The organism is Halobacillus sp. ACCC02827, from assembly GCF_030291935.1.
Lineage (GTDB): Bacteria > Bacillota > Bacilli > Bacillales > Halobacillaceae > Halobacillus.
Window position 1 is genome coordinate 759,835 of the sequence record NZ_CP128168.1, and the last position, 25,896, is coordinate 785,730.

Genomic DNA, 25,896 nt, shown 5'->3' on the forward strand with positions numbered 1-25,896 from the left:
TTTCAGGTGTATTTTTGGCGGTTTATTCTTATCTGAATTAGTGAATGAATGGGATAGAGAGGAGATGTTTTTTATGTGGTGGAAGCAGCCTTATTACAAATACATAACGGCAGGGATCCTGCTGCTCATTTTTTATTTCTTTCTTGAGAAGCTGCAATTATTAGAACCAATTAAAACTATTTTTCAAACGCTATTCTATCCCATGCTGATCGCGGGGTTTTTGTTTTATGTGCTGAGGCCGGCTGTTGACCTTTTGGAACGGGTGCCTTTCCTTCCGCGTCCCGCTGCTATCCTTCTGCTTTTTGCCTGCATAGGAGGAATAGTCTACACCGGTTTTAAATTCCTGGCAGAGACGATTAAACAACAGGTAACCGACCTTTCCAGCCTTCCGTCAAAAGTGAAGGATACGGCCGAACATGCCGGCAGGAAGATAGAGGAGAATGATATGGGTATGGTATCCATGAATTCTATCACCCAGAAGGTGACGAATTATTTCGGTGGAATGACCGAGCAGATCGGCGAGCATCTCACTACCGTGTTCTCTACTATTGCGGGGGCTGCCACCGTCATGATCATCGTTCCTTTCGTGCTTTTTTTCCTATTGAAAGACGGGGAGAGGCTGGTGCCGTTTTTGTCTCGGGCCTTCCGTCCGGAGCATAAGCCGCGAGGAGAAAAGCTGTTGAAAGATTTGGATTACACGATATCATCTTATATACTCGGGCAGGTGACTATAGCCGCGGTAGACGGGGTGTTGACGTATATTGGGTATCTGCTGATCGGCCTCGATTATGCGCTCGTTCTGGGTGTTTTTCTGGCATTCACTTGTGTCATCCCGTTTGTAGGGCCTGTCATCGGTTCCATTCCTGCAGTCGTGGTCGCATTAATGCAGGAACCCCATCTTGCTATCTATGTTATAGTGACCATCGTTGTTGTCCAGCAGTTAGAGAGTAATCTTGTAGCACCTTATGTTTTTGGGGAACGGTTGAACATTCATCCGTTGACCGTCATCCTTCTTCTTGTCGTGGCAGCTCCTTTGTATGGAATTGTCGGTATGATTATCGCTGTGCCCACCTATTCTGTAATTAAAGTGTTAATAAAGCACGGATATAGTTTTTATAAGATGTATCATCCTTCCTAGTTCAATAGAAACCGAGTATTCCTTATGAAGGAGTACTCGGTTTTTTGTCTTTTCGTAAAATAAGAAGAAAAAAGAAGAATCTTCTAATCTACTGTTGAATCTTTATGCAATGGAATGTATAGTTATTTAATATTGATACTATATATATGTGATTGAACATAGAGGAGGAACAGTATGGCTATTGAAAATACAAAATCTACAGAAACCCTGCAACAGACTAATTCTTATACGACTAAACAATGGTTAAAGTTCCTCATTCCTTCTTTTATAGGTGTTCTTTTGTTCATGGTACCTATTTCTATTGGTGGAAAAGTAACCATTGGTCTCGGGATCATGGCGGATGCTCTACAGGGAGCCTTTTCCGAACAAATTCCTTTGTTTATGACAGTCATTATCTGTCTATCTGCTGCAGGCAGCATTCTGGTGAAACTGCTTCCTGAAGAGGGGATTCGTTCTGGAAATGTCGTTCCCCATTTATTTGATGTCGGTCCTTTCTGGGCGTCTATGCGGGTTCTTGGAGCGGTATTCGCAGTCTTGACGTTGACAAGTGCAGGACCATCTATTATTTCTTCGGAACTTACCGGAGGGGTCGTGCTTTTCGACCTTGTACCGGTGTTGATGGTCTGGTTTCTTTTTGCCAGTCTGTTTATGCCCCTGCTGTTGGAATTCGGTTTAATGGATTTGATCGGTACAGTTGTCCGGAAAGCGATGTACGGCTTATTTAAGCTTCCGGGACGTTCATCTGTGGATGCCATTGCCTCCTGGATGGGCAGTGCGCCGGTCGGGGTGTTATTGACGACCCAGCAATATGAGAAAGGGTATTATACAAAGCGCGAAGCTAGTGTAGTCGCGACTAATTTCTCGATCGCCTCCATTGCTTTCAGCCTTGTCATCGCAAAGTTCCTTTCCATTGACCATATGTTCGTACCTTTCTATTTTACAGTCGTCGTCTGTGGTTTGGTAGCGGCTGTCATCTGCCCAAGAATTCCTCCACTGTCTAAAAAGAAAGACACGTATTATGAGCCTGCTGGTAAACAGATCAGTGAAGATGTTCCAGAAGGTGTTTCGTCGTTCCGATGGGGACTGGAGAAAGCGGTAGAGAAGGCGGATGAAGTGAAGAGCGCTGGTCAAGTCGTGAAAAAGGGTGTCTATAACGTTGTCGATATTTGGTTTGGATTAATCCCCCTTGTTATGGCGCTTGGAACCGTTGCGTTAGTGGTGGCTGAGTTTACACCGGTCTTTACTATTCTTTCTTATCCATTCGTACCAATTCTTAACTGGCTGCAGATTCCAGAAGCCTCCGCAGCAGCTCCTGCCATGATTGTCGGTTTTGCGGACATGTTCCTTCCATCTGTCATTGGGAGTGGAATCGAATCAGAACTGACTCGATTCGTCATTGGTGTTATGAGTCTGACGCAGTTGATCTATATGTCGGAGATAGGTATTCTGTTGATTAAATCCAAAATTCCTATACATTTCTTTGAGCTGTTTGTGATATTTTTACAGCGTACGATCATTACACTTCCGATAGCAGCTTTGTTGGCGCACATCTTATTCTTTTAAGCTAACAAAATACAGAAAAGCGCAGCTGTGCTCAGCTGCGCTTTTCTTATTTATTTATATATAGGGGAGGTCATTACATCCATAGCTTTCGATTTTCACCTATATCTTTAGGGGGTAATTGGTAGTTTTATATCCGTGCCTGTTTTGCAGGGAAGGGAACTTTTCTTTTGTTACATTTCCATTTTATTACTTATCTATGTTTACCAAGTTCAGAAGGAGAGTATATAGGTAGTAAATGATGAGCTTATCGAGAAGTATATAAAGGAGAGTTCGAGCTAGCGAAAGGATGCATCATAATTAATGAGGTGAAAGATCATTGGAAGTGAAAATTGTAGAAGTGGAGAGAAGGCATCTTAGGTCTTTACATAGGTGGGAGATGGATGAGGAGTTACAGCAAAAGACTGGGGTGGATGTCCCGAGAACCTATCAGCAGTTTCTGCAGTCATATGATTTGTACTTTAAGGGAGAAAAGCCTGATTTACTCCTTAAAGCCATCGAATGCGACGGAGAAATTATCGGTAAGGTAGAATTGTATCGCGCTAAAGACCGCGATTATATTGGTATCGTCCTCGGTGATCGGCAGCGGAGCGGGATAGGTACAAAAGCTTTGCAGCAATTTATTGAAATCATCCATTACCGATATGGTATTTCTAACATATTTGCAGAAGTATTCGAAGATAACGACCAAAGTCTGCGGTTCTTTCAGAAAAATGGCTTTGAGTTCATCGGTGAGGAGGTAGTGGAATGGTTCCGCGGGAAACCACGAACATTGATAACATTGAAGAAAAACGTAGAAGAAGCTTTCCGGTAATCTCCTAGACGGAAAGCTTCTTGCTCGTCTTTTCGATACACTGCCTCAAGCGTCATTAATGGTAACAAGCGCTTGTTTTAAGTCGTTAAACGTTTCTAGGTCTTTGAAATTCATGCCTGATTGTATCGCAGCAATGGCCATTTCTGTGCGAATGCCGGTGAGCACTGTTCTAGTTCCCAGTAATTTAATCGTCTTCGTCAAATTAAATAAATCGTTGATAAAGACGTCATCGAACGTAGCTATCCCTGAAAAATCGATAAAAAGAAGACGGAGGCTGTGCTCTTTTACTTTGTTCAACGTATGTTCCTTCACGATGTCGAATCGCTCCGGAGAGAATTCGCCCACAAGAGGAAGGACGGCCTGAAATTCATCGATGAGAACGACGGGAGTGGAAATTTCATTTAAATGGTTTTCCATTTCCGTATGTTCTTTTTCTTTCGTCCAATTATAATTCGCGGTCGTCGCACGAATTGCTGCATCAAATGCTGCGACGATTTCCTCTGTTACGAGAAAGCCTTCATCTACTTTTGCTTCATAAATAAATTCTGATTTCCTCATATGTCTGATCAAGGCTAAGCGGAAAACACTTAACACATCCACGGTTTGTTTTAGCAGGATACCTTGAGAATATAAATAGTTCTCCATATCATAACCGATTTCGGCAGCATTCGTTTCGTCTGGGTGCTGTAATAGACTTTTCGCAACGCGATCGAGTAGCAGGCGGAGCATTTCGAAGTGGTAATTCAATTCTGATTCTGTATATTTGATCTGCAGCTCGTCCAATGTTTTTGGTAACAGTTCATTGACTAATGTGGTCTGATTGTCCGCTAAGTATTGAGCAAAACGCTGATTCAGTGCCGTCATAATAGACTCCTTTCTAAAACCTCTTTTTCTTGTACCCTATTTTATACCAATATAACTTATTTGTATAATATTCATAGAAGATACGAAAAGCCCCTGCTTTTAGCAGGAGCTATTCATTGACTGCCGTTCCTAAGACGGCGGCATACTGATTGTCGAAGAAGGGGGAGAAGTTGTTGTCTTTCCAACTTAAAGGTGTCTGCATGAGACCGAGTCCATCTGCATTGTATTGCCCGATGATTCGCTGCAGAGCATATAATTCATAAATTCCATCTCCGTTGAAATCAATAGGGTAGAGCTGATTAAGTCCGGAAACAGATCCTGTAAGCGGTTGTTTCAATGCGCCGTCTTCATTATAAATGTCCGCTAAATATTGTTTGTCCCTATTGCTGAGGTCGATCATAAAGGATAGGTGGAGCGTGTTATTGATGACTTCTACCAAATAGTTATCCTTATAGGTAACGCTGTAGTCAAATGTTTGATCAAACACTTCATAATCGAAGAGAAGCCGGGGGTGATTGGCTAGGAAAGAATAGATATAAAAATACCCAAATCCTCCACTCCCTCCAGAGTCCATACTTACCAGGATGTCATCTGTACCGCTTCCTGTGAAATCTCCGAGGAAAAGGCGCGGATTATAGCCTGTATTGGTCTTTAAAGGGATTGAGTGAAACTTGTTGTTTCTGCCATCCTGAATGACGAGTGTAATGTTCGTAATATAGGGGCTGTCGGGTGTTTCCTGCCCGACAAGATAAACCTGGTCTTCGAGGGAGTCCCCGTTAACATCTCCTTGAGCATAAGAATAGATGGAAGAAGTATAATCGTTCTGTCGGTGATATACGTATGGGTGCATGAGCATCAAACCTTCCGAAGGCACTTTCCATACCATATGCAATCATTGATTGGTATGATCATAAAAAATGTAAAAATAAAAAACCCCGGATTGGCCGGGGTTTCCATTATAATCGGTGAAATCCTTCTTGTTCCAAGAAGTTGGCTGCCTCTTTATAGGTATTGAAAGCCCCTTCCAACTGTTCATCCGCATACACATGATACCCATCTTCTTCCCGCATCAATACAAGGGATTGGTCGTAGTCATTCAACCATTCCTCCATAACCGGGTTCTTCTCAGCAGGAGAGAGGGAGAGAGAGTCAATGGAACGGCGGATAAGAGAACGGAGTTCATCCGCACTTATATCACGTATGTTTACCATCCCTTTGTTATCAGCAGGATAGTCTTCTATTTCTCCTGCATAGATGAAGCCGTTCCCGTTTGGATGAAGGCGGTAAACGACAATTTGTTTTTCGTATAAGCTTTCCTCGTAGTGGAAATTGATTCGACCGAGTGAGATCTCCCGTTTCGACAATTCCGGAAATTCTTCAATGATTTCAAGTTTCTCTTCAAATGTAAGCATGGCTGCCTCCTGGTGTTTATACTTGTCTTCAGTATAGCACATGGCGTCTGATGCAAAAACGATTGCATTTGTGAGGGCAGAGTGCTATAGTAATGAAGCGATGAGCTGTTTGTGTAAGACGAAGTACATGCTTCCGAGGAAGCTAAACGACGATGTGGCGTCGGTATATTCGCAACAAAAGTCGAAGAGCCTTCCCCTAGGGAAGGCTCTTTTTATTTTCTGCCGAAGTTCATCTGCATATATCTGCCTCTCACAATCTGGTACACACCATAAAGGATTAAACCTACCGCTATGATGCCGAGAATCCACCTTCCATATGGCTGCTGGGATAATTCCGATAAAGCGCCATCCAAGCCTTTCGCTTCGTCCGGATCCGAAGTAAGTGCCGTTTGAATAAAGAAGAAACCTATAATTCCGAGTACAATACCTCTGGCGGCAAGGCCGTATTTTCCTGCTGTTTTTGCCGTGTTCACCTCTTTCTTTTCCATATCTTTCGTCCATAATTTTTTCATGAATTTACCGGTTATGCCACCAAAGAATTCATATAATCCATACCCGATGATGATAACTCCCACTGCACCGATGATCCATTCACCAAGTGGCTGCGACATAATTTGGGCGGAAATAGTCTTTTTAGAATCACCGCCTCCGGAACCTGCATGCATCGCTATTTGGATTGCTTGATAAGCAAGAGAACCATAAACGACACCACTTACAACATAACCGGTTCTCATAATCAGTCCTTTCGGATCTAATCCGTTGTTCTGTGGATCGAAGAACGCTTCTACTAAAACCCAGCAAATGTAGCCTATCAGTCCGATGCCGATCATCCAAAGCAGCCATTCCCCAAACTTCACCCCGGCCAAAGACTGGAACATACCGCTTGTCCCGGTCGTTTTTCCCCCTATGCCGAGTACCGCCATAAACGTCAATATCCCTACAAGGAAGTACACAATTCCCTTTGCCATGTAGCCGATTCGTCCGATTCTGCGGATCCACGGCTTTACATCTTCCTTCGTTTTTCTGACGTGGCGATTGTCTTTTAATGACGTATCCATTCCATCACGGTCCTTTCTTGATACTTGTATACTTCGGTTATTTTCCCTATGGATAAATAAAGGAAACCGCATAGATAAAAGAATCCGCCAATGGTATGATTATAAATAAGAAGAAGGTGAATAAATGATGTATATGACGATTGAAGAAACGGCAGAGTACCTTGATCTGCCTGCTGACTATATAACGCATCTCGTCCATCACCATAAGATAAAAACCGTCCATGACGGGACGCAGTTTCTCATTAATAAACATCAATTCAACAATCACTTGGAACAAATGGAAAAATACAGAGATATGATCCAGGCGTATTTGAACGAACCCATTCCTGAAGATCCTGACATCAAAGACGAAGATTAAAAAAAGCAGAGCATATGCTCTGCTTTTCGAATTACACATAAAGCTATTTTTTAATGTAATGGGACAAAAAAACTTCTCTTACTTCGAATATTGTGAGTAAATGCTAAGATTTTACAGCTATCGCTTCGATTTCGACTTTTGCACCTTTTGGAAGCTTGCTGACTTCCACAGCTGCCCTCGCGGGATAAGGCTCTTCTAGGAAGCCGGCATATACTTCATTTACAGTGGTGAAATCATCCATGGAATCCAGGAAGATATTCATTTTCACGACATTGCGGAAGCTTAGTCCGGCTTCTGTTAATATAGCCTCGATGTTTTTCATTACTTGTGCCGTCTGTTCTTTCACCTCGTCCGAAACGAACTCCATCGTTTTTGGATCAAGAGGAATCTGTCCAGAAATGAAAACCAGATTTCCGAGATCGGCAGCCTGGGAGTATGGCCCGATGGCACTTGGTGCGTTTTCAGTCGAAATTGCTTTAAACATGAAACATTCCTCCATATGTATGTTTTCATATATCCTAACATGAAGTCAGAAATAACAGAACGTTTTTTTATTTCCCGGGCAATTCTCGACACTGTTCATAAACGGAAATTCATTGAATAGTAAAAGTTTTCTTAAAATAATGTTTAGATAGGAAATAAAAGGGTAATCTACATGAGAAGGAGCTGAGTATATGAATTACAAAGAAAAACTTGAAAGACAAATTGAAGAATTGAGAGTCCGAATGTATGATATATATAATCAGAATCCCAACGATGAAGAATTGCTTCGAGTATCTCAGGAGCTGGATGATCTTTTGAATAGATTCCGTGGCCAATCACTGGAATTAAAAGAACAACTCACTTAATTGCATGTTAATATACATAGGTGCTGCTTGCTTACGGAGCTGGATGTGTGATAATTTAAAAGCAATGCCACCCTGCAATCGATACGACTGCGGGAACTTAACCAATTCTCTGGGTGGCAGGTTATTATAAAAGTAAAAGACAGATTAGCTCTGTCTTATAATATTAGTTTTAAAATAGAAAAGGCCGCCGAAACCCAGTTTTCGGCGGCCTTTTCTATGGAATTTTTCATTTGGTTCCATTGTATCCGCTACCAAATAAGAAAAAAAAGATAAAAAAATAAATATTCTGAAAATGGGTTGTTTTTCGACATCTGCACAGATAAAATACTCCTTACATTCCATTTGAGAGGGGGCTCAGCGATGATTACATTTGTCGCATCCATCGTATTACTATTATTAGGTTATCTCATATATGCAAAGGTGGTAGAACGAATTTTCGGGATTGATGACCAAAAGGCGACACCGGCCTATGAAAAGCACGACGGTTTTGATTACATGCCGATGAGTTGGTGGAAAGCGAGTCTCATACAGCTTTTGAATATCGCTGGGTTAGGCCCTATATTCGGTGCCGTCATGGGGGCGTTATATGGACCGATCGCCTTCTTGTGGATCGTAGTCGGTTCCATATTCGCAGGCGCGGTTCACGACTATTTCTCCGGGATGCTGTCCCTACGTCATAATGGAGCACAATTCCCGGCCCTTGTCGGAAAATATTTGGGTAAATACCCGAAAACGGTCATCAATGTTCTTTCCATCGCTCTGATGGTTCTCGTTACTGCTGCCTTTACTGCAGGTCCGGCACAGCTGATGGCTGAGGTTACACCTCTTGGATTCTTAACGTGTATCTTTATCATATTTGCTTATTTTCTGGCAGCAACCATCCTGCCTGTCAATAAAATTATCGGCAGGATCTATCCAGTGTTCGGGGCTATTCTTATCTTTATGGCGGCTGCTATAGGAATCGGCTTGTTTTTCTTCGACTATTCTGTGCCGAACTTGACGATGCAGAATCTCCATCCAGATGAACTGCCAATCTGGCCGTTGCTGATGGTAACTGTTTCGTGCGGAGCGATTTCAGGATTCCACAGCACCCAGAGTCCGATACTCGCCAGAACATTGAAGAAAGAAAGTGAAGGAAGAAAGGTATTCTATGGAGCTATGATTGCTGAGGGGGTCATTGCTTTGATCTGGGCGGCAGCCGGTATGACCTTCTTCGGCAGTACGGAGTCCCTGCAGGCAGCACTTGCCTCCGGAGGGCCAGCGGGCGTCGTAAACGAAATCAGTACGACAACCCTTGGTACATTAGGAGGAATACTGGCAGTCCTTGGTGTCATCCTGCTCCCGATCACAACAGGAGATACCGCACTGCGCTCTTCGCGGATGATGTTGATGGACTTTGTTAAGGAAGTTACCAGTAAGAAACTGGACGGAAGATGGACAGCAGCTTTGTTTGCAATCCCTGTAGCAATTCCAGTATTCTTATTGACACAGATGAATTATAATTTCCTGTGGCGTTACGTTGGATGGTCCAATCAGGTTGTGGCTACCGTTATGTTATGGACAGCAGCTATGTACTTGCTGAAGAATCAAAAGTTTCATTGGATTTGCAGCGTTCCCGCTTTGTTCATGACAGCTGTTGTAAGTTCTTATATCTTTTATGCTCCGGAAGGTTTCAGCATGTCCTACTCCACTTCCATGGTCATCGGCTCAATCATCTGGGTTGCTGTCGCTTCGTGGTTCGTATGGCAGCTCATCCGTCATAAATCAGAAGGTAAGAGTAATGCACTGCCAGCAAAGGCAAGTTAATCTATCGGAGGAGAGATTAACCGGCGATATGTGGAAAGCACCCACTTTCCTATGAGAAAATATTTCTTTCATAATCAGCAGAAACCATCCTTGAAGGGTGGTTTCTTTTTGTTTTTTAAGAAAAGAGTAGTCAAAAAATGTCTATAACCAAGTAAATTTATCGGTTTATTGTGTTAATATAGAAGAAAAGATTGGGGAGGAGTCAGTTCAATGAGCAAAATTTATGTACTTCACGAGAACGATGAATGGACCGACCATTTAACCAAACGTCTGCAGGAGTTGAACCTACCGTATGAACTATGGCATTTGGACGAGGGAATGCTTGATTTGACAAGCGAACCGCCGGAAGGGATCTTTTATAATCGGATCAGCGCATCTTCCCATACGAGAAATCATCGATATGCTCCGGAATTTACAGAAGCTGTACTTGCCTGGCTGGAACGTCACGGGAGGACGGTGGTGAACGGAAGCAGGGCCCTCCGTCTGGAAGTCAGTAAAGTCAATCAGTATATGGCATTGAATCAGGCTGGTATCGAAGCACCTGCCACTATATCGGCTGTGGGGAAGGATAATATTATCAAAGCAGCGGAACGCCTCGGATCCGAATCGTTCATCACGAAGCACAACCGTGCAGGAAAAGGGCAGGGGGTTCAACTCTTCCATTCGGTGGGAGCGCTGAAGGAATACCTCGACAGTGCGGCCTTTGAAGAACCAGTTGATGGTATAACATTAATTCAGCAATATATAGAAGCACCTGAACCATATATCGTTCGTCATGAATTCGTCGGCGGCAAGTTTCTGTACGGCGTAAGAGTGGATACGTCTGACGGCTTCGAGCTTTGTCCTGCGGACGCATGTTCGATCGAGGATGCCTATTGTCCGGCGGATGCTCCACAAGCGGCAAAGTTTGAAGTGTTGGAGAACTATCAACCCGACATCATCGACCGTTACGAAAGATTTTTAAGGGAGAATGACATTCAGGTTGCCGGTATTGAAGCAATTCAGGACAGGCATGGATGGTTGTACACCTATGATGTAAATACGAATACGAATTACAATTCGGAGGCGGAAGAGAAAGCGGGAAGATATGGCATGCTCGAACTGGCTGAATACCTTGGCAGGCTGCTCCACAGAGTCCCCGTCCGATGAATAATGAAAAAAAGATCACATCCTTTAGGGTGTGATCTTTCCTATTTTAGTGACGTTTGCTTAACCACAGCACTCCGGATTTCGCCAGACGCGGAAGCACTCCCGTCATAGGCTTTTGAAGCATATTTCCGAATCCATCATTTTTACCAAGAGAACCAAGGGCTCCTTTGAGTTTGACGATGGAAGGTCTGTCCGGTTCTTTTCCTTGAAGAATCGCTGTTAAGACGACTGCGACACGCTCCCCCTGCTGTCCTGCCAACTGGGCACTCGGAGAATGTTCCGATGATGCGCAGTCTCCTACGACATACACGTTGGGACGGGAAGGTACCTGGTAATAGTCATTGACGATGACTTTCTCCTGTTCGTCTTTATCAAAAGGCAGTTCCCTGACAAGGTAACTCGGGCGTACGCCTGCCGTCCATACGGTTACATCATTGATATAACAAACGCCGTTGTTACAGACGCCGTCTTTCTCTACATATTCCACATTGGCATTATGAATCACTTCTACATCGTTCTCTTTAAACCATTTCTCTACATAGTTTTGAATCTTGGAATCAAAAGCTTTTAAGACGGTTTCCCCACGATCCAGCAGGCGGATGTTTAAGTCTGAGCGGCTTTCACGAACTTCTGAAGCGACTTCGATCCCGCTCAACCCTGCTCCTACCACGGTTACGCTGCCATAAGCATCTAAATTATTTATCGCATATCCTGCGCTTCGGGCTTTTGAGAACGTCTGGACACTTTCTGTGAATTCCTGTGCTCCTACGATGCCGTGATAATTGTCTTCACAGCCGAGCCCTATAAGTAAATAATCGTAGGGAACATTTTCGCTCCCTTTTAATAAGATCTGCTCATTCGTAACATCAATCTTTTCAATTTCATCAAACACGTAGCGAACTTGTTCATGTTTCGGGAAATCCACACGAGCATGTCGGTCCGATTCGGTTCCGGCGGCAATCGTATAAAATTCCGTTTTTAAAGAATGATAAGGGTTTCTGTCCACGACGGTGATGCGCACATCATCTCCTATGTTATCCAGCAGACCGTGCAGTGTGTGCATACCTCCGTAGCCGCCCCCCAAAATAACGACTTCTTTCATCTTAGTTCCACCACCCTTTGCAGTATGAATTTCTGAATGAAACGACACGTTCCATTCAGAAATATCCGGAAAAGCTTACTGAATTCCTCCAGTTTTAAGACTACCAAAGATGACGTCGAAAAACTAGAAGAAGTAATCATTTATTGTCGCATCTTCGGAGGGAAACTGGGAGGAAAGAGGCTTTGTCGGGGAGGTGGAAAAATGATACATTGGATGATAGGCACGTAATAGAGAAAGGAAAATTTACGATGAAGAAGATATATAGTGATATTCTTTCGTTCAGGGGCTCGCATTATGACTTCGGGTTATATCAGGGTCAACAGCTCGCCGGGAGCTGGACAGTGAAGAATAGGGAGAAACAATGGAAAGTACGTAAGCCCAGATTTGTCGTGGAGACAGAGGAAGTGAAAGCAGCTATTGTCCGATTTGCTCCAGGCTTATGGGAGGAACTGCTCGGCTTAAGAGATGGATTGGGATGGCCCATGGAACGGGTGCTGATGGAATTTGGAGGATATAGAATCGATTACAAACGTTCCGGGTGCTCCATCATGACAGGCGATGGTTATATGATCCGCAACTATGATTATATGCCGAAGACTTACGAAGGAAGGTACAGCCTTTTCCAACCGACCGATCAGGGGTACGCCATCATAGGTCCAACTCAGCGAATTACCGGCAGAATGGATGGAATGAATGAAAAAGGGTTGGTGATGGGGTATAATTTCATGCATCGCAAACGTCCGGGCGATGGTTTCATCTGCTGTATGATTGGACGCATGATCTTGGAATCCTGTGCTGATGTACAGGAAGCAGTGGACATGCTGAAGGAGATACCCCATCGCCATTCGTTTAGTTATACGGTTTTTGATAGAAGCAATCAAACCTACATTGTCGAAGCCTCTCCAAGGGGAGTGGAGGTCCGGCAGTCCGATGTGTGCACGAATCACTTTGAAATCATGACGAAAGAGAACCGGAATCACCTTGTGGATTCGATGAAGCGGATGGACGCCATCCAGTCGAATCGGCCAGAAGTAAAGAGTGCCATGGACGCCTTTCGTTTAATGAATGATACCGATCGAGGGGTTTTCTCTAAACAGTATAGGAATTGGGCGGGAACCATCCACACATCCGGTTATCTTCCCCAGGAACAAAAAGCGTGGATGGCGCTCGGTGGAGATAGAGAACCAGTAGAAATTGATTTCGGGAAATGGTTGACCGGTGCCGAGTTGGAATTCGAGAGGATAGAAGGTGAGGTCGACACGGATATTCCGTTTGCCCATATGGAAGACGGCGCTTATTGGAGTGGAAAAAAATAGGGTTGCTCTGTATGATAAGATAGAAGAAAACAGTAGAGTACTTGGAGGTCACTATGGAAGATATATTACAGATGAAAGATAAAAATATTGTAGTTATGGGAGTTGCCAACAATCGCAGCCTTGCTTGGGGCGTAGCAAGATCCCTATATAAAGCAGGGGCGAACGTCATTTTTACTTATCGTAAAGAACGTTCCCAGGCGAAATTGGAGAAGCTTCTGAAAGAAAGCGACTTCGAGGCGAAAGCTATTGTACAATGTGATGTTAACAGCGATGAAAGTATCCAGGAAGCCTTCAAAACGATTGGCGATCGCGTAGGTGTCATACACGGCATCTGTCATTCCATCGCTTTCGCTCATGCAGAAGACTTGAAAGGCGGGTTCCTTGATACTTCCAGAGAAGGTTATGCTTTTGCACAGGACACAAGTGCCTATTCTTTGATTGCAGTAGCGAAAGCGGGTAAGCCTTATATGACGGAAGGTGGATCATTGATCGCCATGAGTTACCTTGGAGCAGAGCGGGTAGTAGAAGGCTACAACGTAATGGGAGTGGCCAAGGCCGCTCTGGAATCCACTGTTAAATACCTGGCTGCAGACATGGGACGTGACAATATTCGTGTAAACGCGATTTCAGCCGGTGCTGTCCGTACGCTGGCGGCAAAAGGTGTCCCTTCGTTCAATGAAATCCTTCACAAGATTGAAGAAACGTCTCCGTTGAAGAAGAATGTGACTCAGGAAGAAGTAGGGGATATGTCTCTTGCAATGATGAGCCACCTTTCCCGTGGAGTAACGGGAGAAATTGTATATGTCGATTCCGGATACAACATCCTGGGATAAATCTTAACCCCCTCCGATCTTCGGAGGGGGCCTTTCTATACTCTTCGCTATAATCCTTACCATTTAATTACTTGAAAACGTTTCACTGCAAATTGTGGGGGTACATGGAACTAAAGGATAAATAGTAGGAATAGAAGGGTGGATATTGATACATGCATAAACAACAATCAATCATTGAAGAATCGTTGAAAGCAATTATGGAAGATGAAGAGTTTCTTCCGGATTTAAAAGCACAGACGAGGGAACAGGCCTATCACTCTTTGTCTGCTCTATTGTCTACCCCGAACCATGTCCATAAATCATTTCTCCGAATTACCCTTGAAAACGGGACGATCGTCCGGATACCGGCGTTCCGGGTACAACATAGTGACACCGTCGGCCCTTATAAAGGAGGGATTCGTTTTCATGAGTCCGTGAATGAAGAAGAGGTGGCCAATCTTGCCAAGCTGATGACGCTTAAGAACACGCTTCATGAGCTGCCTTTCGGGGGTGGCAAAGGTGGTGTTGTCATCAATCCGAAAGATTATTCTGTGAAAGAACTCCATCTCATTTGTAGGAAATACGTCCAGTACTTTAACGATATCATCGGCCCTGATAAGGATATACCGGCTCCTGATGTTGGAACTGGAGAAAGAGAGATGGACTGGATGATGGGCGAGTTCAAGAGTACCCATCCCGGAGAGCCGTACCGGAACAGTTTTACGGGGAAAAGCATTGTCAACGGTGGTTCTCTGGGAAGACGGGAGGCGACAGGGAAAGGCGTTTACTTCACGTTTCGTTACATGATGCATGACTTCGTGAAGGAAAACAAGAAGTGGCTGTCTGATACGGATAATATTTTTGCGAAAACCGCTTTGGAACATGCAGATAAGAAATTGAAGATAGCAGTTCAAGGCTTTGGAAACTTAGGGTCGGTTGCTGCTTTGGAAGCGTACCAGTGCAATTATCTTCAGAATAAAATCGTTGCAGTCAGCGATGCCCACATTCTGCTTTACAATGAGGATGGATTGGACGTTCCGGCCCTTGTACACTTTGCTAAAGAAAACAACGGGGAGCTTCCTGCAACAGAGGAGGAACTGCGTGCTCACGAGATTAAAGCAGAACTTGGAGAACGGGACGATTTGCTTTCAGCCGATGTCGATGTATTGATTCTCGCTGCACTCGAAGATCAAATTCGTGAAGACAATATAGACTCCATCCAAGCACGAATCATAGTGGAAGGTGCCAATGGTCCGATAACAGAGGAGGCAGACAAATATTTAGCGGATAAAGGGGTACTGATTGTTCCGGACATTCTCGCAAACGCTGGAGGTGTCATCGTTTCTTACTATGAATGGGTACAAGGGAAAGAAGCGCAGTTTATGGAAGAGGACGAAATTTTCCGGCGGTTGTTTCAGAAAATGAAAGGAACGATGGATACGATTCTCCCACAATTTTTTGGTGATCCGTTTCCACTGCGCCAAAATTGTTATATACACTCTGTCATGAAGTTATCCACTATTATGTATCGTCAAGGGAAGTTATATTAACGATAACGTTTTTTAACCGCTTAAAACAAGAAAACCCGGCCGTAACGGCCGGGTTTTTAGATAGTATAAAATTGTGCTGAAATCAACCCGTGTTTCGAAGCCCGGCTGCGATTCCACTGATCGTCAGCAGCACTTCTGTCAGAGTCTCTTCATCGTCCCCATCGACATCCCGAAGCTTCTTGATCAAATCTACCTGCAGGAAGTTAAGAGGATCCACGTAAGGATTTCTTAGTCGGACGGATTCTTTGATTGTCGGCTGATGATCAAGCAGTTCTTGATCACCGGAAATCTTCAGTAATACTTCCTTCGTTCGCTCATATTCCTCCACGATATTCTTGAAGATACGTTCGCCGAGTTTCTGGTCATTTACGAGGGCTGTATATTCTTTTGCTGTCTGAATATCCGCTTTCGTTAACGCCATCTGCAAGTTGTTGATGGTGGAATGGAAGAACGGCCAGTTTTCGTACATTTGCTTTAATGTAGCGAGATTGTTTTCATTTTTCTCCACATAAGAAGCCAATCCTGTACCGGAAGCGTACCAGGCAGGAAGCAGCTGGCGGTTCTGCGTCCAAGCGAATACCCATGGAATAGCCCGCAGATTTTCGAACTTGGAGCTGTCTTTCCGTTTGCTTGGCCGGGAGCCGATATTCAGTTGGCTTACTTCCTGAAGTGGTGTCGCTTCGTTGAAGTAGGTTAAGAAGTCGGAGTCACCGAAAACAAGCGATTGGTATTTCTCAAGCGATACATCCGAGATGTCATCAAGCGCCTGTTCCCAGACTTCTTCCCGGTGATGGCCTTGTTCTGATTCTTTCGAAACGTTCGCAGCTCCCTCGAGCAGAGTAGATGCTGCCTGCTCCAAGCTTCGATAAGCAATATCACGAAGCAGATAGCGGGAGGATAACACTTCTCCTTGTTCGGTAATCTTCACGCTTTCTCCAAGCGTTTCCACAGGCTGGGAAAGCAGGCTTCGGTTAAGTGGCCCGCCGCCCCGGCCGAGGGAGCCGCCGCGTCCGTGGAAGAATTTAAGGCTGACGTCATAGGCATGAGCCATATCATGGATTTCCTGTTGCGCTTTATATAGCTTCCAGTTGGCCGTCAGTGTCCCACCGTCCTTACTGCCATCCGAGTATCCAAGCATGATTTCCTGTTTGTTGCCGCGGATGTTTAAATGCTTACTGTACAGGTCCATTTCAAACAGTGTTTTTAGAATATCTGGTCCCGCGACCAAATCATCCACTGTCTCCAATAATGGGGCAATATTCAAGTTGCTTTCGACGGATCCATCAGCATGAAGGCGGTAAATGCCCGCTTCCTTGGCCAGAACGAGCACCTCCAGGAGATCGCTTGCGGATTCGCTCATACTTATTAGATAAACTTCAATGGATCGTTTTCCGAATTCAAGGTGTGCTTTTCTAATCATATGAAAGACGTTGAGCATTTCCTGGGTCGATTCGGTATAATCCTCGTTCAGAAGCGATATCGGACGCGGATCTTTCAGAACATCCTGTAATGTATTCAGCTTCTCCTGCTCGGAAAGGGCAGCGTAATCGTCAACGATGCCGACTTTACGTAACAGTTCGCTGACAGCCGATTCGTGCTCACCGCTGTGATTCCGGATATCCAAAGTTGCCAGGTGGAAGCCGAACAACTCGACTTGGCGGATAAGCTTTTTCAACTTCTTCAATTCAATGCTTCCAGGTTGGTGTGCCTGAGCGCTTCTCTGAATTTGGTGGAGGTCGTCCAACAGCTCTTCCGCATGCGTATATCCGGTATCAGATTGACCCACCTGCTCCAGCCTTTCCAAAATGATGGCGAACTTTCTTCGATAAATCTCTTTGTCTACCCGCCACTTTTTGCCGGATGGAAGCAGTGCTTCTTCTTTTTCGATCGCCTGTTTAAGCTCGTTGGAAACGTTCACTAGAGCGGAAGACTGACTGAACCGTTTCATCAATTCTATGAGAACGTTTCTGTATTTTTTGAGTACAAGGGTACGCTGCTTCTGTAATGTTTCCCAAGTAATGTCCGGGGTGACGTTCGGATTTCCGTCACGGTCTCCGCCAATCCAGGATCCGAAACGGAGAAAATTCGGTACAGACCATTCTTCGTCCGGGTACTGTTCTTCGAGCCTCGCTTCCAGTTCCTGATGAATTTCCGGAAGGACATCAAACAGCGTCTCGTCAAAATAATAAAGGCCGTTTCTTACTTCATCCATTACTGTTGGTTTTCTTTCTCTGAGCTCGTCCGTCTGCCAAAGGACAGTTACTTCATTCTGAAGACTTTCCTGAAGGCTTTCCCGTTCTCTTTGCGTCAACTGTGGATGGTCAAGTTTCTGAAGGATTGTTGCGATCCGCTTCTGTATCTCAAGAACGGTTCGTTTCGTCGCTTCCGTCGGGTGGGCAGTGATGATCAATTCCAAGGAGAGATGGTGGAGCACATCCTGGATGACATCTTTGGAGAAATTATTGTTCTTCAGGTTAAGTACGGCGCTTTCTAGAGAGAAGGGCTGGACACCATGATCCTCTCTTATCTGATATTCTCGTCTGCGGCGGATCCGGTGATTTTGTTCAGCGATGTTGACGAGGTGGAAATAGATTGAGAATGCGCGGATGACCTGGGCCCGCATCGGTGGTTCGAGGTTTTGAATTTCCTGTTTCAATTGCTGATAAGTGGCAGGGTCCGGGTTACTTCTCAGGTCTTTCGTCCATTGTCGAATCGTTTCCACTTTATTCAATAATTCTTCTCCTCCATGATGGACGAGGACATGCCCGAGCATTTTGCCGAGGGATCTGATGTCGCGTCTTAGAGGGGTTGTATGATCGTTGCTTTTTCTTTTCGTAGTCACATTTTCACCTTCCTGTTGGAAATAATATGGAGTAATGGCTGTGTTTCATAATGTTATCAGAATAATTTGTATAGTCAAACACTTATGCTCGTTACGGACCGTGAGAAAGTTGTCATTTACAGTAGGATAAGACGGAAAATTCCCGGTTTGTTTGTGTTATTTTAGCTTCTCGTTCATCCAGCGTAAAGAGGGATAATTTCCAGAGTTGGAAGCTGGAAGGAGATTCGTTTACACATATAACCAAACGCTTTAAAGTGTTAAAAATTCGCTGTTTATATGTCTATACACTTGGTGGTAAACTGTAATAGTGCATCACTAGACAGAACAAGAGATAGAAGGAGGACATCTGATGTCAGACAGACAAAAGGATCAAGTGGTTGACGAGGCATTAGGGGAAAAATCAGTAGATCGATTAGAGTTCCGCGGGGGAGTCTTTGCTGCGACGATTCCTTTGGTGTTCTTCATCATTTGGGCAATAGTACTAAGCGTTACAGAATTAGTAACGGAGCAGGGATTAGTGCTTGGTATGGTGATCGGGATCGCACTTGGTTTGTTTTTCTGCCGATCGAAATGGGCGGACTATGCTCAAGCATTAATTACAGGTATGGCCCAGCCTGTCGGTATAGTTGCCATCATTGCATGGTTTTGGGCGGGTATGTTTGCAAATATGCTTTCTGCGGGTGGTCTGGTGGATGGCCTTATCTGGTTCGGGTTTCAGACCGGCCTTGAGGGGGGCATGTTCGTCGGAATCACCTTCCTGCTTGCCGGATTATTTGCTACAGCCGTAGGTACAGGTTACGGTACAGTAGCAACGTTTGGTGTGTTGATGTATCCGGCTGGTGTCATTCTGGGAGCAGATCCTGTGCTGCTTCTGGCTGCAATATTGAGTGGAGCGGTATTTGGAGATAACCTGGCTCCGGTTTCTGATACGACGATCGTGTCAGCTACGACACAGGAAGCGGACGTCCCAGGTGTTGTACGGTCAAGATTTAAGTATTCCATAGCAGCTGCAATACCTGCACTTATTTTATTCGTTACATTCGGAGGCGGTGGGGAGACCGGCAGCGAAGCCATCATCTCACAGCTTCAGAATGAAGTATCGCCGAACGGTCTTGTCATGCTGATTCCTTTTGCGCTCGTACTTTACCTGGCGTTGAGCGGTCAGCATTTATTGACTTCTTTATCATGGGGAATTCTAGCATCCGTCGTATTCATCTTTCTATCAGGGACTTCTTTGACAGAAGTGCTTCATATTTATAAAAATGAAGCTGGAGAAGCGGTGGTAGAAGGAGCATTGATCGATGGAATCGGCGGCTACTTCAACATGGCTGTCCTCATCCTGTTCATTTTGGCGGCTGCCTACCTTCTGGAAGTAGCTGGAACGATGGATGTTATCAAGAATTTTTTCCTTCGACTTATCAATAACGTGGTACGCAGAGCAGAGCTGTCGATTTTTGGTATTGTGGCGTTTCTCAATATGTTCATCACCATTAATACAGCGGCAGAAATTGCGGCTGCACCGTTTGTGAGGAAGCTAGGAAAAGAGTTGAACATTCATCCTTACAGACGTGCCAATTTTCTTGATACTGTCACTTCTTCACTCGGGTATATCTTCCCTTGGAGCGGCGGTGTCCTGCTTGCCTGGACGACTGTAAGAGGAGCGGCTGAGCAGTATGACTTCCTTCCTGTTATCGGACCCGGAGAAGTATTCCCGTTCGTATTCCAGGGCTGGGGACTGTTGATTGTCATGCTGATTGCTGCCTGGACAGGCTGGGGTCTTCGCTATACCGGCAAGAACGGAGAAGAAATTAAGCCTGAAGATTACAAAGGTCAAGCATAATACAACCCCCCGGAGTAAAGCTCCGGGGGGGTTAATCATGTATTTAAAGATTGGTTAATTTCTTTGATCTGATCGAGGTGGCGAAGTTCGTGCCAGCCGATAAATTCGACCCATTGTTCCAGGTTCATGTCACCAAGAGCAGGATGTGGAAATGCTCGGTTCTGCAACGTTTCTTTTTCTTTATTATGAATGAGGAATAATGTAGCTTCCCTTGATTTTTTGAGTCCGTCTTCCGCTTCCTTCAGGTTATGAAAAATACCCTTTGGACGAACAGACTCTGGAGCTTCCAATGTGTAAGAGCGGTTGGTTACCTTATGGACTGGTTTTTCCGTCACCTGCTGCTGATCTCCTTGCTTAAGTGATCTGTTCACCTGATGGATGACGAACTGTTCGATTAAGTACAAATGCTCCAATACTTCCATAATAGACCAGCGATTTTCTGCCGGTTTCACCGTATGTTTGGAGGCGGGAATCTCCCTCACATATTCGAGCAGCTGCTCTCTTTTCTCATCTAAACCATACATATATAGCTCTCCTTTTGTGTAATGACATGGTAACCCGAGTCTACCATAACAGTAGTGCTGATACGTAAAGAAAAGGACTTGAGTAAGTTGAAACATTAGCGGGTATGGAAACGTATGACAATCATGAGCTTCTACATTGGCCAATCATTGAAGGAGGAATCAGGATGGGAAATTATTCAATACAGGAATTTATCAGGCAGACGAAGCAGGACGATTCGGAAAACGATTACTTTGAATTGGAAACCCCGAGGATATTGGAAGTTAATTTGATGGACCAGGTGTGGGCGAAAGCCGGGTCTATGATTTCTTATAACGGAGATATTAAATTTGAAAGGGAAGGAATATTGGAGCATGGAGTGGGCCGCCTGTTCAAGAAGGCGATGACTGGAGAGGGAAGCTCTCTTATGAAAGCAACAGGGAGGGGGGCATTATACCTCGCTGATCAAGGTAAGAAGATTACAATCTTTGACTTGGACAATGAGACGCTGACGGTGAACGGCAATGACCTTTTGGCCTTTGAACCGAGCATAAACTGGGACATCAAATTGATGAAAAAAGTAGCCGGTATGGTATCCGGCGGATTGTTTAACGTTACTCTCTCCGGGAGTGGTCGTGTAGCTATTACTTCTCATTATGAACCGCTGACTTTATTAGTGAAGCCCGGTCAGCCTGTTTTGACCGATCCTCATGCAACAGTGGCCTGGTCCGGGCATTTGGAGCCTGCTTTCAAGACAGATGTCAGTTTCAAGACTTTCATCGGCAGAGGGAGCGGGGAATCCATTCAGATGAAATTTGAAGGGGATGGATTTGTTATCGTTCAGCCGTTTGAAGAAGTTTACACAACGAATAGTCAAGGATGATTATCGTCATTCCCGTTGTGGTTCCTGCATAGAATGAAGGGAGAGTCCTTACAAAAAAAAATGAGCTTCCCCCTTTACTTCGTTGGAAAAACGTTGTAGTATGTAAATTAACTTAAATTAAATAATAACGGAAACTTCTTATCCAGAGAGGCGGAGGGACTGGCCCTTTGATGCCCGGCAACCATCGAATCAATTGTACAATTGACGAGAACGGTGCCAATTCCTGTAGAGTATTTATTGCTCTAAGAGATGAGAGGATCGTACGGATATTTACGACCCCCTTTTCTTACTGGATAAGAAAAGGGGTCTTTTTGTTTACTATACCGTAAAGGCTCTCGATAGAAGTTGCGTTAAGGGAAGGGAAAGATGTCAAATGGCAACAGCTATTTTCGGTGCAGGATGTTTTTGGGGAGTAGAGGCGTTTTTTGAGAAATTTGAAGGCGTAACAGCTACAAAGGTCGGCTATATCGGCGGGAAACTGGAGAATCCAACCTACGAACAAGTCAAAACAGGTAAAACGGGGCACGCGGAAGCCGTCAGAATCGAATATGATCCGACAAGAATTACGTATTCCGAATTAATTAACATTTTCTTTGAAGCACATGATCCTACTTCTAAGAACAAGCAGGGAATTGATGTAGGACATCAGTACCGCTCAGCGATTTTCTATTCCGACGCGAGTCAGAAATATATTGCGGAAGAGAAGATTAAAGAGTGGGAGGAGAAGGGGACGTTCAAGCGGGCGATCGTCACGGAAGTGGAAGAAGCGACCTCCTTCTTTGAAGCGGAAGAATACCATCAGAAATATTTGCAGAAAAACGGTTCTGCTGCATGCAGCATCGGATAATAAATGGATCAAGACTCCTGGGGCCCGGGAGTCTTTTTTAGAGGGAAGAGAGGGATGGGGTTTTGTGGTTCAATGACGGCGTACTAATTCTGCTGTGCCTGTTTATGGTTGCCGGAGCATTTGATTATTATTTTCTAAATAACCGCCTTAAAATCGGGGCACGTTTCTATGAAGCGTTTACGATGATGGGTTCGCTCGCCTTATCCATGATTGGGATCATTTCTCTTGCTCCCGTTCTGTCCGAATGGCTGGCGCCCGTAATTTCTCCGGCATTTCAGTGGTTTGGAGCAGATCCTTCCATCTTTGCTTCCATGGTGCTTGCCATAGATATGGGGGCGTACCCTTTGTCGGAGGCGCTGGCGGTCGATGACAGGGCCGCCCTGTTTTCCTGGACGCTCCTCGGAACGATGATGGGACCGACACTCGTGTTTACGATTCCGGTCGCGCTTACGATCATCAAAAAGGAGGACAGTCCTTACTTTGCCAAAGGAGTCCTTGCTGGTATAGCGACCATTCCGCTCGGCTGCCTTGTTGGAGGAGCGTCCGCCGGATTTGAATGGGGGTGGATGTTCAAACAGTTACTCCCTGCCATCTTATTAGCAGTACTTGTCAGCGCAGGTTTATTTCTGTTTCGTAGGCTTACGATTAGAGTGTTCGCTTATTTAGGCAAGGGTATGGAAGCGATCCTGTTGATCGGATTGTTGCTGATTGCCATTGAAACATTGACGGGGCTTGTCCTGATCCCTGGTATGGCTCCTTTTTCTGAAGGGATCATTATCGTAGGTAAGATTACCATTACGCTTGCTGGGGCCTATCCGTTTGTAACCATTCTGAATCACTACTGCCGAAAGTATTTCTCTGCTTGGAGCCGTGTACTGGGCGTGAACGAAACGGCGCTTACCGGACTGCTTGCTTCCTTAGCGCATCATCTGCCTATGTTTGCAATGATGAAGGAGATGAACCCGCGCGGTAAGGTGATCAATTCCGCCTTTGCGGTGAGCGGGGCTTTCGTCATCGGCAGCCATCTCGGTTTCGTTGCCGGGGTTGAACCGGAGATGATCCTGCCGGTTATCATCGGCAAACTTACTGCCGGCATGCTGGCCGTTCTGCTTGCCCTGTTTATAACCAGAAAAGATGCTGTCGAAGAGAAAACGACACCTTCTGCAGTACATCTCTCATCTAATAAAAATTATGTTTTGTGAAACTGAAAAGAGGCGCATACATTTGATGTATGCGCCTCTTTAGTTGTATCCAAAAATCAATCGTGTGAAGAATAGATACCCAAGAATAACGGTTATGATAACAAGGATTTGCAGACATAAACCAATAATACTGCACACCTTACCGCTGATGGCTAAATTCCTTCCCTCCGCTTCCTCTCCCGTGCTGAGTACGGTGTTGGCATAAATGATCCCCATGATTCCTGTAATAAGTCCGAGGAAAGGTAAAAAGATCGACAAAATGCCTAAAACGAGTGACGTCATTGCTTTTTCGTTCATCATCAACATCCTCTGCCTGTGTTTCTCTATAATAGAAGTATAACAAAAAGAAGAGAGGGAGGAGTCCATTCATTTTGTATATCGGTTCGCATAACTGCTGGCCACAATGGAGTCCGGTTTGATTTTCGGTTCCATTCCCAGGGATTCAATCCTTGCGACCATTTCGTTCACATACACCCTGGTCCTGTTACGCTCGCCGGAACCGATGTCCAGATGCCCTTCCATTGTAAATGTGGCCCCTTTATAAATGTGGGGGAGAACGATTTCTATCAGCTCGTTCTTCCGTTCTTCTGTGAACAGCGATGCTACCTGTTCTGTAAGGGAAGTTTCATAGGAAATGCGCTCATGGAGCGTGGTCATTTTCCTGGGAACAGATTCTTTGCGGAAACACGCCCAAGCTCCTTTGCCTACCCTTTGAATGACAATTCCGGTAATGAACAACGTGTGGGAAGGGTGTACTTGAGAATCGGTACCAAGCATCAGGCGGTAATTGGCAAGGGGGTCGCTCAACATGAACGTCTTAATATGCGAGAATGCTTCGGCAAAGCTCATTTTCTTATGGGTAAGGTTTTGAAACATATCGAATGGATTCATATCAAACAGCTCCTTTGTTTTCTATAAAGAAAATATCGGACTACATAGTTTTGTCTCATTACTGTTTAATAGAAGTATGTACAGAAATAACTGGGAATATATGTTTTGAGTGGATTGCTGACAATGGTTGTACATTCTATGCTCTGTGAGGGGCCGGTATACCTCGGGCAGTGGAAAGGGGAGGGGAACAGCATGTACGAGGCAGAGGAGAAGAAGCGAAGCTTAAAAGGCAGAGTGATTGTCGGAATTGATGGATGGAGCCGATCGGGAAAAACGACATTCGTGCATCACCTGTGTCAAAGATTTGAAGAAGAAGGAATCCATACGGTAGTCTTTCATTTGGATGATCACATCGTAAACTGGAAAGACCGGTATCAAACGGGATACCCTTCCTGGCAGGAATACTACTATTTTCAATGGAAAGTGAAATGGCTGCAGGAGCATTTGTTCCGCTTTGTGCGCGAGAAGGATAAGGTCTGTCTTCCTTACTATGCCCCTGATGCAGATGACCATCAATGGAAGGAAACGCGACTTCCGGAAGCCTGTGTTATTTTCATAGAAGGTGTCTTCCTGCAGCGCGAAGAATGGCGTACCTTTCTTGATTATGTTGTATTTCTAGATTGCGACAGGGATGTGCGCTTTCAGCGGGAATCATCAGAAACACAAAAGGATATTCATAAGTTCAGAGAACGGTATTGGCCGGCGGAAGACCATTATCTGCTTCAGGTTGATCCGACCGGCCTCGCGGATCATGTAATAGATACAACCCGAAAAGACGGCTGCTCAAAAGATGAAAATCCATACGAGCACAATAGTAACAGCGAAAGTAATGGCATATATCGTCGACAGTAGTGGAATGCTGCTGGAATTCCTCCGGTCGTCCTTCAGATTGTTTACATCATTTTCGTACGAGGGATTTTCCTCCTCTTTTGACACAGATCGGGCAATCCAAACCGTCCCGATGAGGGCTGTGACAGATACGGCAAGAATGATTCCAAAATAAAAAGCGTACACGGCATTCTCTCCTATCCTTGGCTTACTTCCATTATAAGGGTTATCACGTATCGGGCGATACCGGTTTTTTCAATTATTCTGGAGCTTGA

Annotated in this window: 25 protein-coding genes and 1 riboswitch; of the genes, 15 read left to right on the forward strand and 10 right to left on the reverse strand. The window is 44.8% G+C overall.

Annotated features, from left to right (window positions below; genetic code table 11):
* Window positions 1–73: 73 nt before the first annotated feature.
* The 3 genes from QRD89_RS03820 (at window position 74) to QRD89_RS03830 (ending at window position 3,512) form a co-directional block, all read left to right on the forward strand.
* Complete coding sequence (locus QRD89_RS03820) at window positions 74–1,138, forward strand: AI-2E family transporter (RefSeq protein ID WP_286096368.1); 1,065 nt, start codon at window positions 74–76, stop codon at window positions 1,136–1,138.
* Between the two features lie 174 nt (window positions 1,139–1,312).
* On the forward strand, window positions 1,313–2,701 hold the full coding sequence (locus QRD89_RS03825) for a YjiH family protein (RefSeq protein ID WP_286096369.1): 1,389 nt from the start codon (window positions 1,313–1,315) through the stop codon (window positions 2,699–2,701).
* Window positions 2,702–3,023: 322 nt separating this feature from the next.
* Complete coding sequence (locus tag QRD89_RS03830; RefSeq protein ID WP_235601523.1) at window positions 3,024–3,512, forward strand: GNAT family N-acetyltransferase; 489 nt, start codon at window positions 3,024–3,026, stop codon at window positions 3,510–3,512.
* A 45-nt stretch (window positions 3,513–3,557) separates the two neighbouring features.
* Here QRD89_RS03830 and QRD89_RS03835 read toward each other — a convergent pair whose 3' ends face one another.
* From QRD89_RS03835 to QRD89_RS03850, 4 genes are all read right to left on the reverse strand, one after another.
* The gene (locus tag QRD89_RS03835; protein ID WP_008636700.1) at window positions 3,558–4,376 is read right to left on the reverse strand and encodes an STAS domain-containing protein; all 819 of its coding nucleotides are present in this window, start codon (window positions 4,374–4,376) and stop codon (window positions 3,558–3,560) included.
* A 109-nt stretch (window positions 4,377–4,485) separates the two neighbouring features.
* A complete protein-coding gene (locus QRD89_RS03840; protein WP_286096370.1) occupies window positions 4,486–5,226 on the reverse strand; it encodes a YybI family spore inner coat protein in 741 nt (246 codons plus the stop codon).
* A 106-nt stretch (window positions 5,227–5,332) separates the two neighbouring features.
* A complete protein-coding gene (locus tag QRD89_RS03845) occupies window positions 5,333–5,788 on the reverse strand; it encodes a hypothetical protein (RefSeq protein ID WP_008636694.1) in 456 nt (151 codons plus the stop codon).
* Window positions 5,789–6,000: 212 nt separating this feature from the next.
* Window positions 6,001–6,846 carry a DUF1206 domain-containing protein gene (locus QRD89_RS03850; RefSeq protein ID WP_286096371.1) on the reverse strand — a complete coding sequence of 282 codons (846 nt, stop codon included), beginning with the start codon at window positions 6,844–6,846 and terminating at the stop codon, window positions 6,001–6,003.
* 127 nt (window positions 6,847–6,973) lie between these two features.
* Here QRD89_RS03850 and QRD89_RS03855 point away from each other — a divergent pair, with 127 nt between their 5' ends.
* Complete coding sequence (locus tag QRD89_RS03855; protein WP_008636692.1) at window positions 6,974–7,204, forward strand: excisionase family DNA-binding protein; 231 nt, start codon at window positions 6,974–6,976, stop codon at window positions 7,202–7,204.
* A gap of 103 nt (window positions 7,205–7,307) precedes the next feature.
* On the opposite strand, the gene QRD89_RS03860 is transcribed toward QRD89_RS03855, so the two are convergent.
* Entirely contained in the window at window positions 7,308–7,688 is a 381-nt protein-coding gene (locus QRD89_RS03860; protein ID WP_026578646.1) for a RidA family protein, read from the reverse strand.
* Window positions 7,689–7,878: 190 nt separating this feature from the next.
* Between QRD89_RS03860 and QRD89_RS03865 the strand changes: the two genes are divergently transcribed.
* From QRD89_RS03865 to QRD89_RS03875, 3 genes are all read left to right on the forward strand, one after another.
* A complete protein-coding gene (locus tag QRD89_RS03865; protein ID WP_008636690.1) occupies window positions 7,879–8,052 on the forward strand; it encodes an aspartyl-phosphate phosphatase Spo0E family protein in 174 nt (57 codons plus the stop codon).
* A 360-nt stretch (window positions 8,053–8,412) separates the two neighbouring features.
* Window positions 8,413–9,858, forward strand: a complete 1,446-nt coding sequence (locus tag QRD89_RS03870) for a carbon starvation CstA family protein (RefSeq protein ID WP_286096372.1) — start codon at window positions 8,413–8,415, stop codon at window positions 9,856–9,858.
* A 210-nt stretch (window positions 9,859–10,068) separates the two neighbouring features.
* Window positions 10,069–11,007 (forward strand): ATP-grasp domain-containing protein, encoded by a 939-nt coding sequence (locus QRD89_RS03875; protein ID WP_008636686.1) that lies wholly within the window; start codon window positions 10,069–10,071, stop codon window positions 11,005–11,007.
* Between the two features lie 46 nt (window positions 11,008–11,053).
* On the opposite strand, the gene QRD89_RS03880 is transcribed toward QRD89_RS03875, so the two are convergent.
* Window positions 11,054–12,109, reverse strand: a complete 1,056-nt coding sequence (locus QRD89_RS03880) for an NAD(P)/FAD-dependent oxidoreductase (RefSeq protein WP_026578645.1) — start codon at window positions 12,107–12,109, stop codon at window positions 11,054–11,056.
* A 248-nt stretch (window positions 12,110–12,357) separates the two neighbouring features.
* On the opposite strand from QRD89_RS03880, the gene QRD89_RS03885 reads away from it, so the two are divergent.
* The 3 genes from QRD89_RS03885 to QRD89_RS03895 all read left to right on the forward strand — a co-directional run bounded on the left by QRD89_RS03885 (window position 12,358) and on the right by QRD89_RS03895 (window position 15,787).
* On the forward strand, window positions 12,358–13,425 hold the full coding sequence (locus tag QRD89_RS03885; RefSeq protein ID WP_286096373.1) for a C45 family autoproteolytic acyltransferase/hydrolase: 1,068 nt from the start codon (window positions 12,358–12,360) through the stop codon (window positions 13,423–13,425).
* Window positions 13,426–13,478: 53 nt separating this feature from the next.
* Complete coding sequence (gene fabI / locus QRD89_RS03890) at window positions 13,479–14,258, forward strand: enoyl-ACP reductase FabI (RefSeq protein WP_008636680.1); 780 nt, start codon at window positions 13,479–13,481, stop codon at window positions 14,256–14,258.
* A gap of 152 nt (window positions 14,259–14,410) precedes the next feature.
* A complete protein-coding gene (locus tag QRD89_RS03895; protein ID WP_286096374.1) occupies window positions 14,411–15,787 on the forward strand; it encodes a Glu/Leu/Phe/Val family dehydrogenase in 1,377 nt (458 codons plus the stop codon).
* Between the two features lie 82 nt (window positions 15,788–15,869).
* Here QRD89_RS03895 and ppc read toward each other — a convergent pair whose 3' ends face one another.
* The gene (ppc, locus tag QRD89_RS03900) at window positions 15,870–18,629 is read right to left on the reverse strand and encodes a phosphoenolpyruvate carboxylase (RefSeq protein WP_026578643.1); all 2,760 of its coding nucleotides are present in this window, start codon (window positions 18,627–18,629) and stop codon (window positions 15,870–15,872) included.
* Window positions 18,630–18,978: 349 nt separating this feature from the next.
* On the opposite strand from ppc, the gene QRD89_RS03905 reads away from it, so the two are divergent.
* Window positions 18,979–20,469: a Na+/H+ antiporter NhaC family protein gene (locus QRD89_RS03905; RefSeq protein WP_008636660.1), complete on the forward strand. Its 1,491-nt coding sequence runs from the start codon at window positions 18,979–18,981 to the stop codon at window positions 20,467–20,469.
* 35 nt (window positions 20,470–20,504) lie between these two features.
* Here QRD89_RS03905 and QRD89_RS03910 read toward each other — a convergent pair whose 3' ends face one another.
* Complete coding sequence (locus QRD89_RS03910) at window positions 20,505–20,993, reverse strand: DinB family protein (RefSeq protein ID WP_008636659.1); 489 nt, start codon at window positions 20,991–20,993, stop codon at window positions 20,505–20,507.
* A 164-nt stretch (window positions 20,994–21,157) separates the two neighbouring features.
* Between QRD89_RS03910 and QRD89_RS03915 the strand changes: the two genes are divergently transcribed.
* The 3 genes from QRD89_RS03915 to eutH all read left to right on the forward strand — a co-directional run bounded on the left by QRD89_RS03915 (window position 21,158) and on the right by eutH (window position 23,902).
* The gene (locus tag QRD89_RS03915; RefSeq protein WP_008636658.1) at window positions 21,158–21,853 is read left to right on the forward strand and encodes an AIM24 family protein; all 696 of its coding nucleotides are present in this window, start codon (window positions 21,158–21,160) and stop codon (window positions 21,851–21,853) included.
* A gap of 135 nt (window positions 21,854–21,988) precedes the next feature.
* Window positions 21,989–22,109, forward strand: a riboswitch (SAM riboswitch).
* Window positions 22,110–22,226: 117 nt separating this feature from the next.
* Window positions 22,227–22,700, forward strand: a complete 474-nt coding sequence (msrA, locus tag QRD89_RS03920; protein WP_008636656.1) for a peptide-methionine (S)-S-oxide reductase MsrA — start codon at window positions 22,227–22,229, stop codon at window positions 22,698–22,700.
* A gap of 62 nt (window positions 22,701–22,762) precedes the next feature.
* Window positions 22,763–23,902, forward strand: coding sequence for an ethanolamine utilization protein EutH (gene eutH / locus QRD89_RS03925; RefSeq protein ID WP_286096375.1), 1,140 nt, complete (start codon window positions 22,763–22,765; stop codon window positions 23,900–23,902).
* A 39-nt stretch (window positions 23,903–23,941) separates the two neighbouring features.
* Here the strand turns inward: eutH and QRD89_RS03930 are convergent, their stop codons facing one another.
* Together QRD89_RS03930 and QRD89_RS03935 are read right to left on the reverse strand one after the other, a co-directional pair.
* Window positions 23,942–24,202 (reverse strand): DUF4190 domain-containing protein, encoded by a 261-nt coding sequence (locus QRD89_RS03930; protein ID WP_162129276.1) that lies wholly within the window; start codon window positions 24,200–24,202, stop codon window positions 23,942–23,944.
* A 66-nt stretch (window positions 24,203–24,268) separates the two neighbouring features.
* Window positions 24,269–24,793: a ribonuclease H-like YkuK family protein gene (locus QRD89_RS03935; RefSeq protein ID WP_008636648.1), complete on the reverse strand. Its 525-nt coding sequence runs from the start codon at window positions 24,791–24,793 to the stop codon at window positions 24,269–24,271.
* Between the two features lie 192 nt (window positions 24,794–24,985).
* On the opposite strand from QRD89_RS03935, the gene QRD89_RS03940 reads away from it, so the two are divergent.
* A complete protein-coding gene (locus QRD89_RS03940; RefSeq protein WP_064503513.1) occupies window positions 24,986–25,645 on the forward strand; it encodes a kinase in 660 nt (219 codons plus the stop codon).
* Window positions 25,646–25,896: the final 251 nt, after the last annotated feature.

Coding starts and splice junctions, on each gene's coding strand:
- QRD89_RS03910 (WP_008636659.1), bottom strand. CDS start 20,993: ATGTATGGTTTAGATGAGAAAAGAGAGCAGCTGCTCGAATATGTGAGG.
- QRD89_RS03850 (WP_286096371.1), bottom strand. CDS start 6,846: ATGGATACGTCATTAAAAGACAATCGCCACGTCAGAAAAACGAAGGAA.
- QRD89_RS03930 (WP_162129276.1), bottom strand. CDS start 24,202: ATGATGAACGAAAAAGCAATGACGTCACTCGTTTTAGGCATTTTGTCG.
- QRD89_RS03895 (WP_286096374.1), top strand. CDS start 14,411: ATGCATAAACAACAATCAATCATTGAAGAATCGTTGAAAGCAATTATG.
- msrA (WP_008636656.1), top strand. CDS start 22,227: ATGGCAACAGCTATTTTCGGTGCAGGATGTTTTTGGGGAGTAGAGGCG.
- QRD89_RS03905 (WP_008636660.1), top strand. CDS start 18,979: ATGTCAGACAGACAAAAGGATCAAGTGGTTGACGAGGCATTAGGGGAA.
- QRD89_RS03915 (WP_008636658.1), top strand. CDS start 21,158: ATGGGAAATTATTCAATACAGGAATTTATCAGGCAGACGAAGCAGGAC.
- QRD89_RS03885 (WP_286096373.1), top strand. CDS start 12,358: ATGAAGAAGATATATAGTGATATTCTTTCGTTCAGGGGCTCGCATTAT.
- QRD89_RS03875 (WP_008636686.1), top strand. CDS start 10,069: ATGAGCAAAATTTATGTACTTCACGAGAACGATGAATGGACCGACCAT.
- QRD89_RS03825 (WP_286096369.1), top strand. CDS start 1,313: ATGGCTATTGAAAATACAAAATCTACAGAAACCCTGCAACAGACTAAT.
- QRD89_RS03855 (WP_008636692.1), top strand. CDS start 6,974: ATGTATATGACGATTGAAGAAACGGCAGAGTACCTTGATCTGCCTGCT.
- QRD89_RS03835 (WP_008636700.1), bottom strand. CDS start 4,376: ATGACGGCACTGAATCAGCGTTTTGCTCAATACTTAGCGGACAATCAG.
- fabI (WP_008636680.1), top strand. CDS start 13,479: ATGGAAGATATATTACAGATGAAAGATAAAAATATTGTAGTTATGGGA.
- QRD89_RS03860 (WP_026578646.1), bottom strand. CDS start 7,688: ATGTTTAAAGCAATTTCGACTGAAAACGCACCAAGTGCCATCGGGCCA.
- QRD89_RS03935 (WP_008636648.1), bottom strand. CDS start 24,793: ATGAATCCATTCGATATGTTTCAAAACCTTACCCATAAGAAAATGAGC.
- QRD89_RS03865 (WP_008636690.1), top strand. CDS start 7,879: ATGAATTACAAAGAAAAACTTGAAAGACAAATTGAAGAATTGAGAGTC.
- QRD89_RS03820 (WP_286096368.1), top strand. CDS start 74: ATGTGGTGGAAGCAGCCTTATTACAAATACATAACGGCAGGGATCCTG.
- QRD89_RS03880 (WP_026578645.1), bottom strand. CDS start 12,109: ATGAAAGAAGTCGTTATTTTGGGGGGCGGCTACGGAGGTATGCACACA.
- QRD89_RS03870 (WP_286096372.1), top strand. CDS start 8,413: ATGATTACATTTGTCGCATCCATCGTATTACTATTATTAGGTTATCTC.
- QRD89_RS03845 (WP_008636694.1), bottom strand. CDS start 5,788: ATGCTTACATTTGAAGAGAAACTTGAAATCATTGAAGAATTTCCGGAA.
- QRD89_RS03840 (WP_286096370.1), bottom strand. CDS start 5,226: ATGCACCCATACGTATATCACCGACAGAACGATTATACTTCTTCCATC.
- QRD89_RS03940 (WP_064503513.1), top strand. CDS start 24,986: ATGTACGAGGCAGAGGAGAAGAAGCGAAGCTTAAAAGGCAGAGTGATT.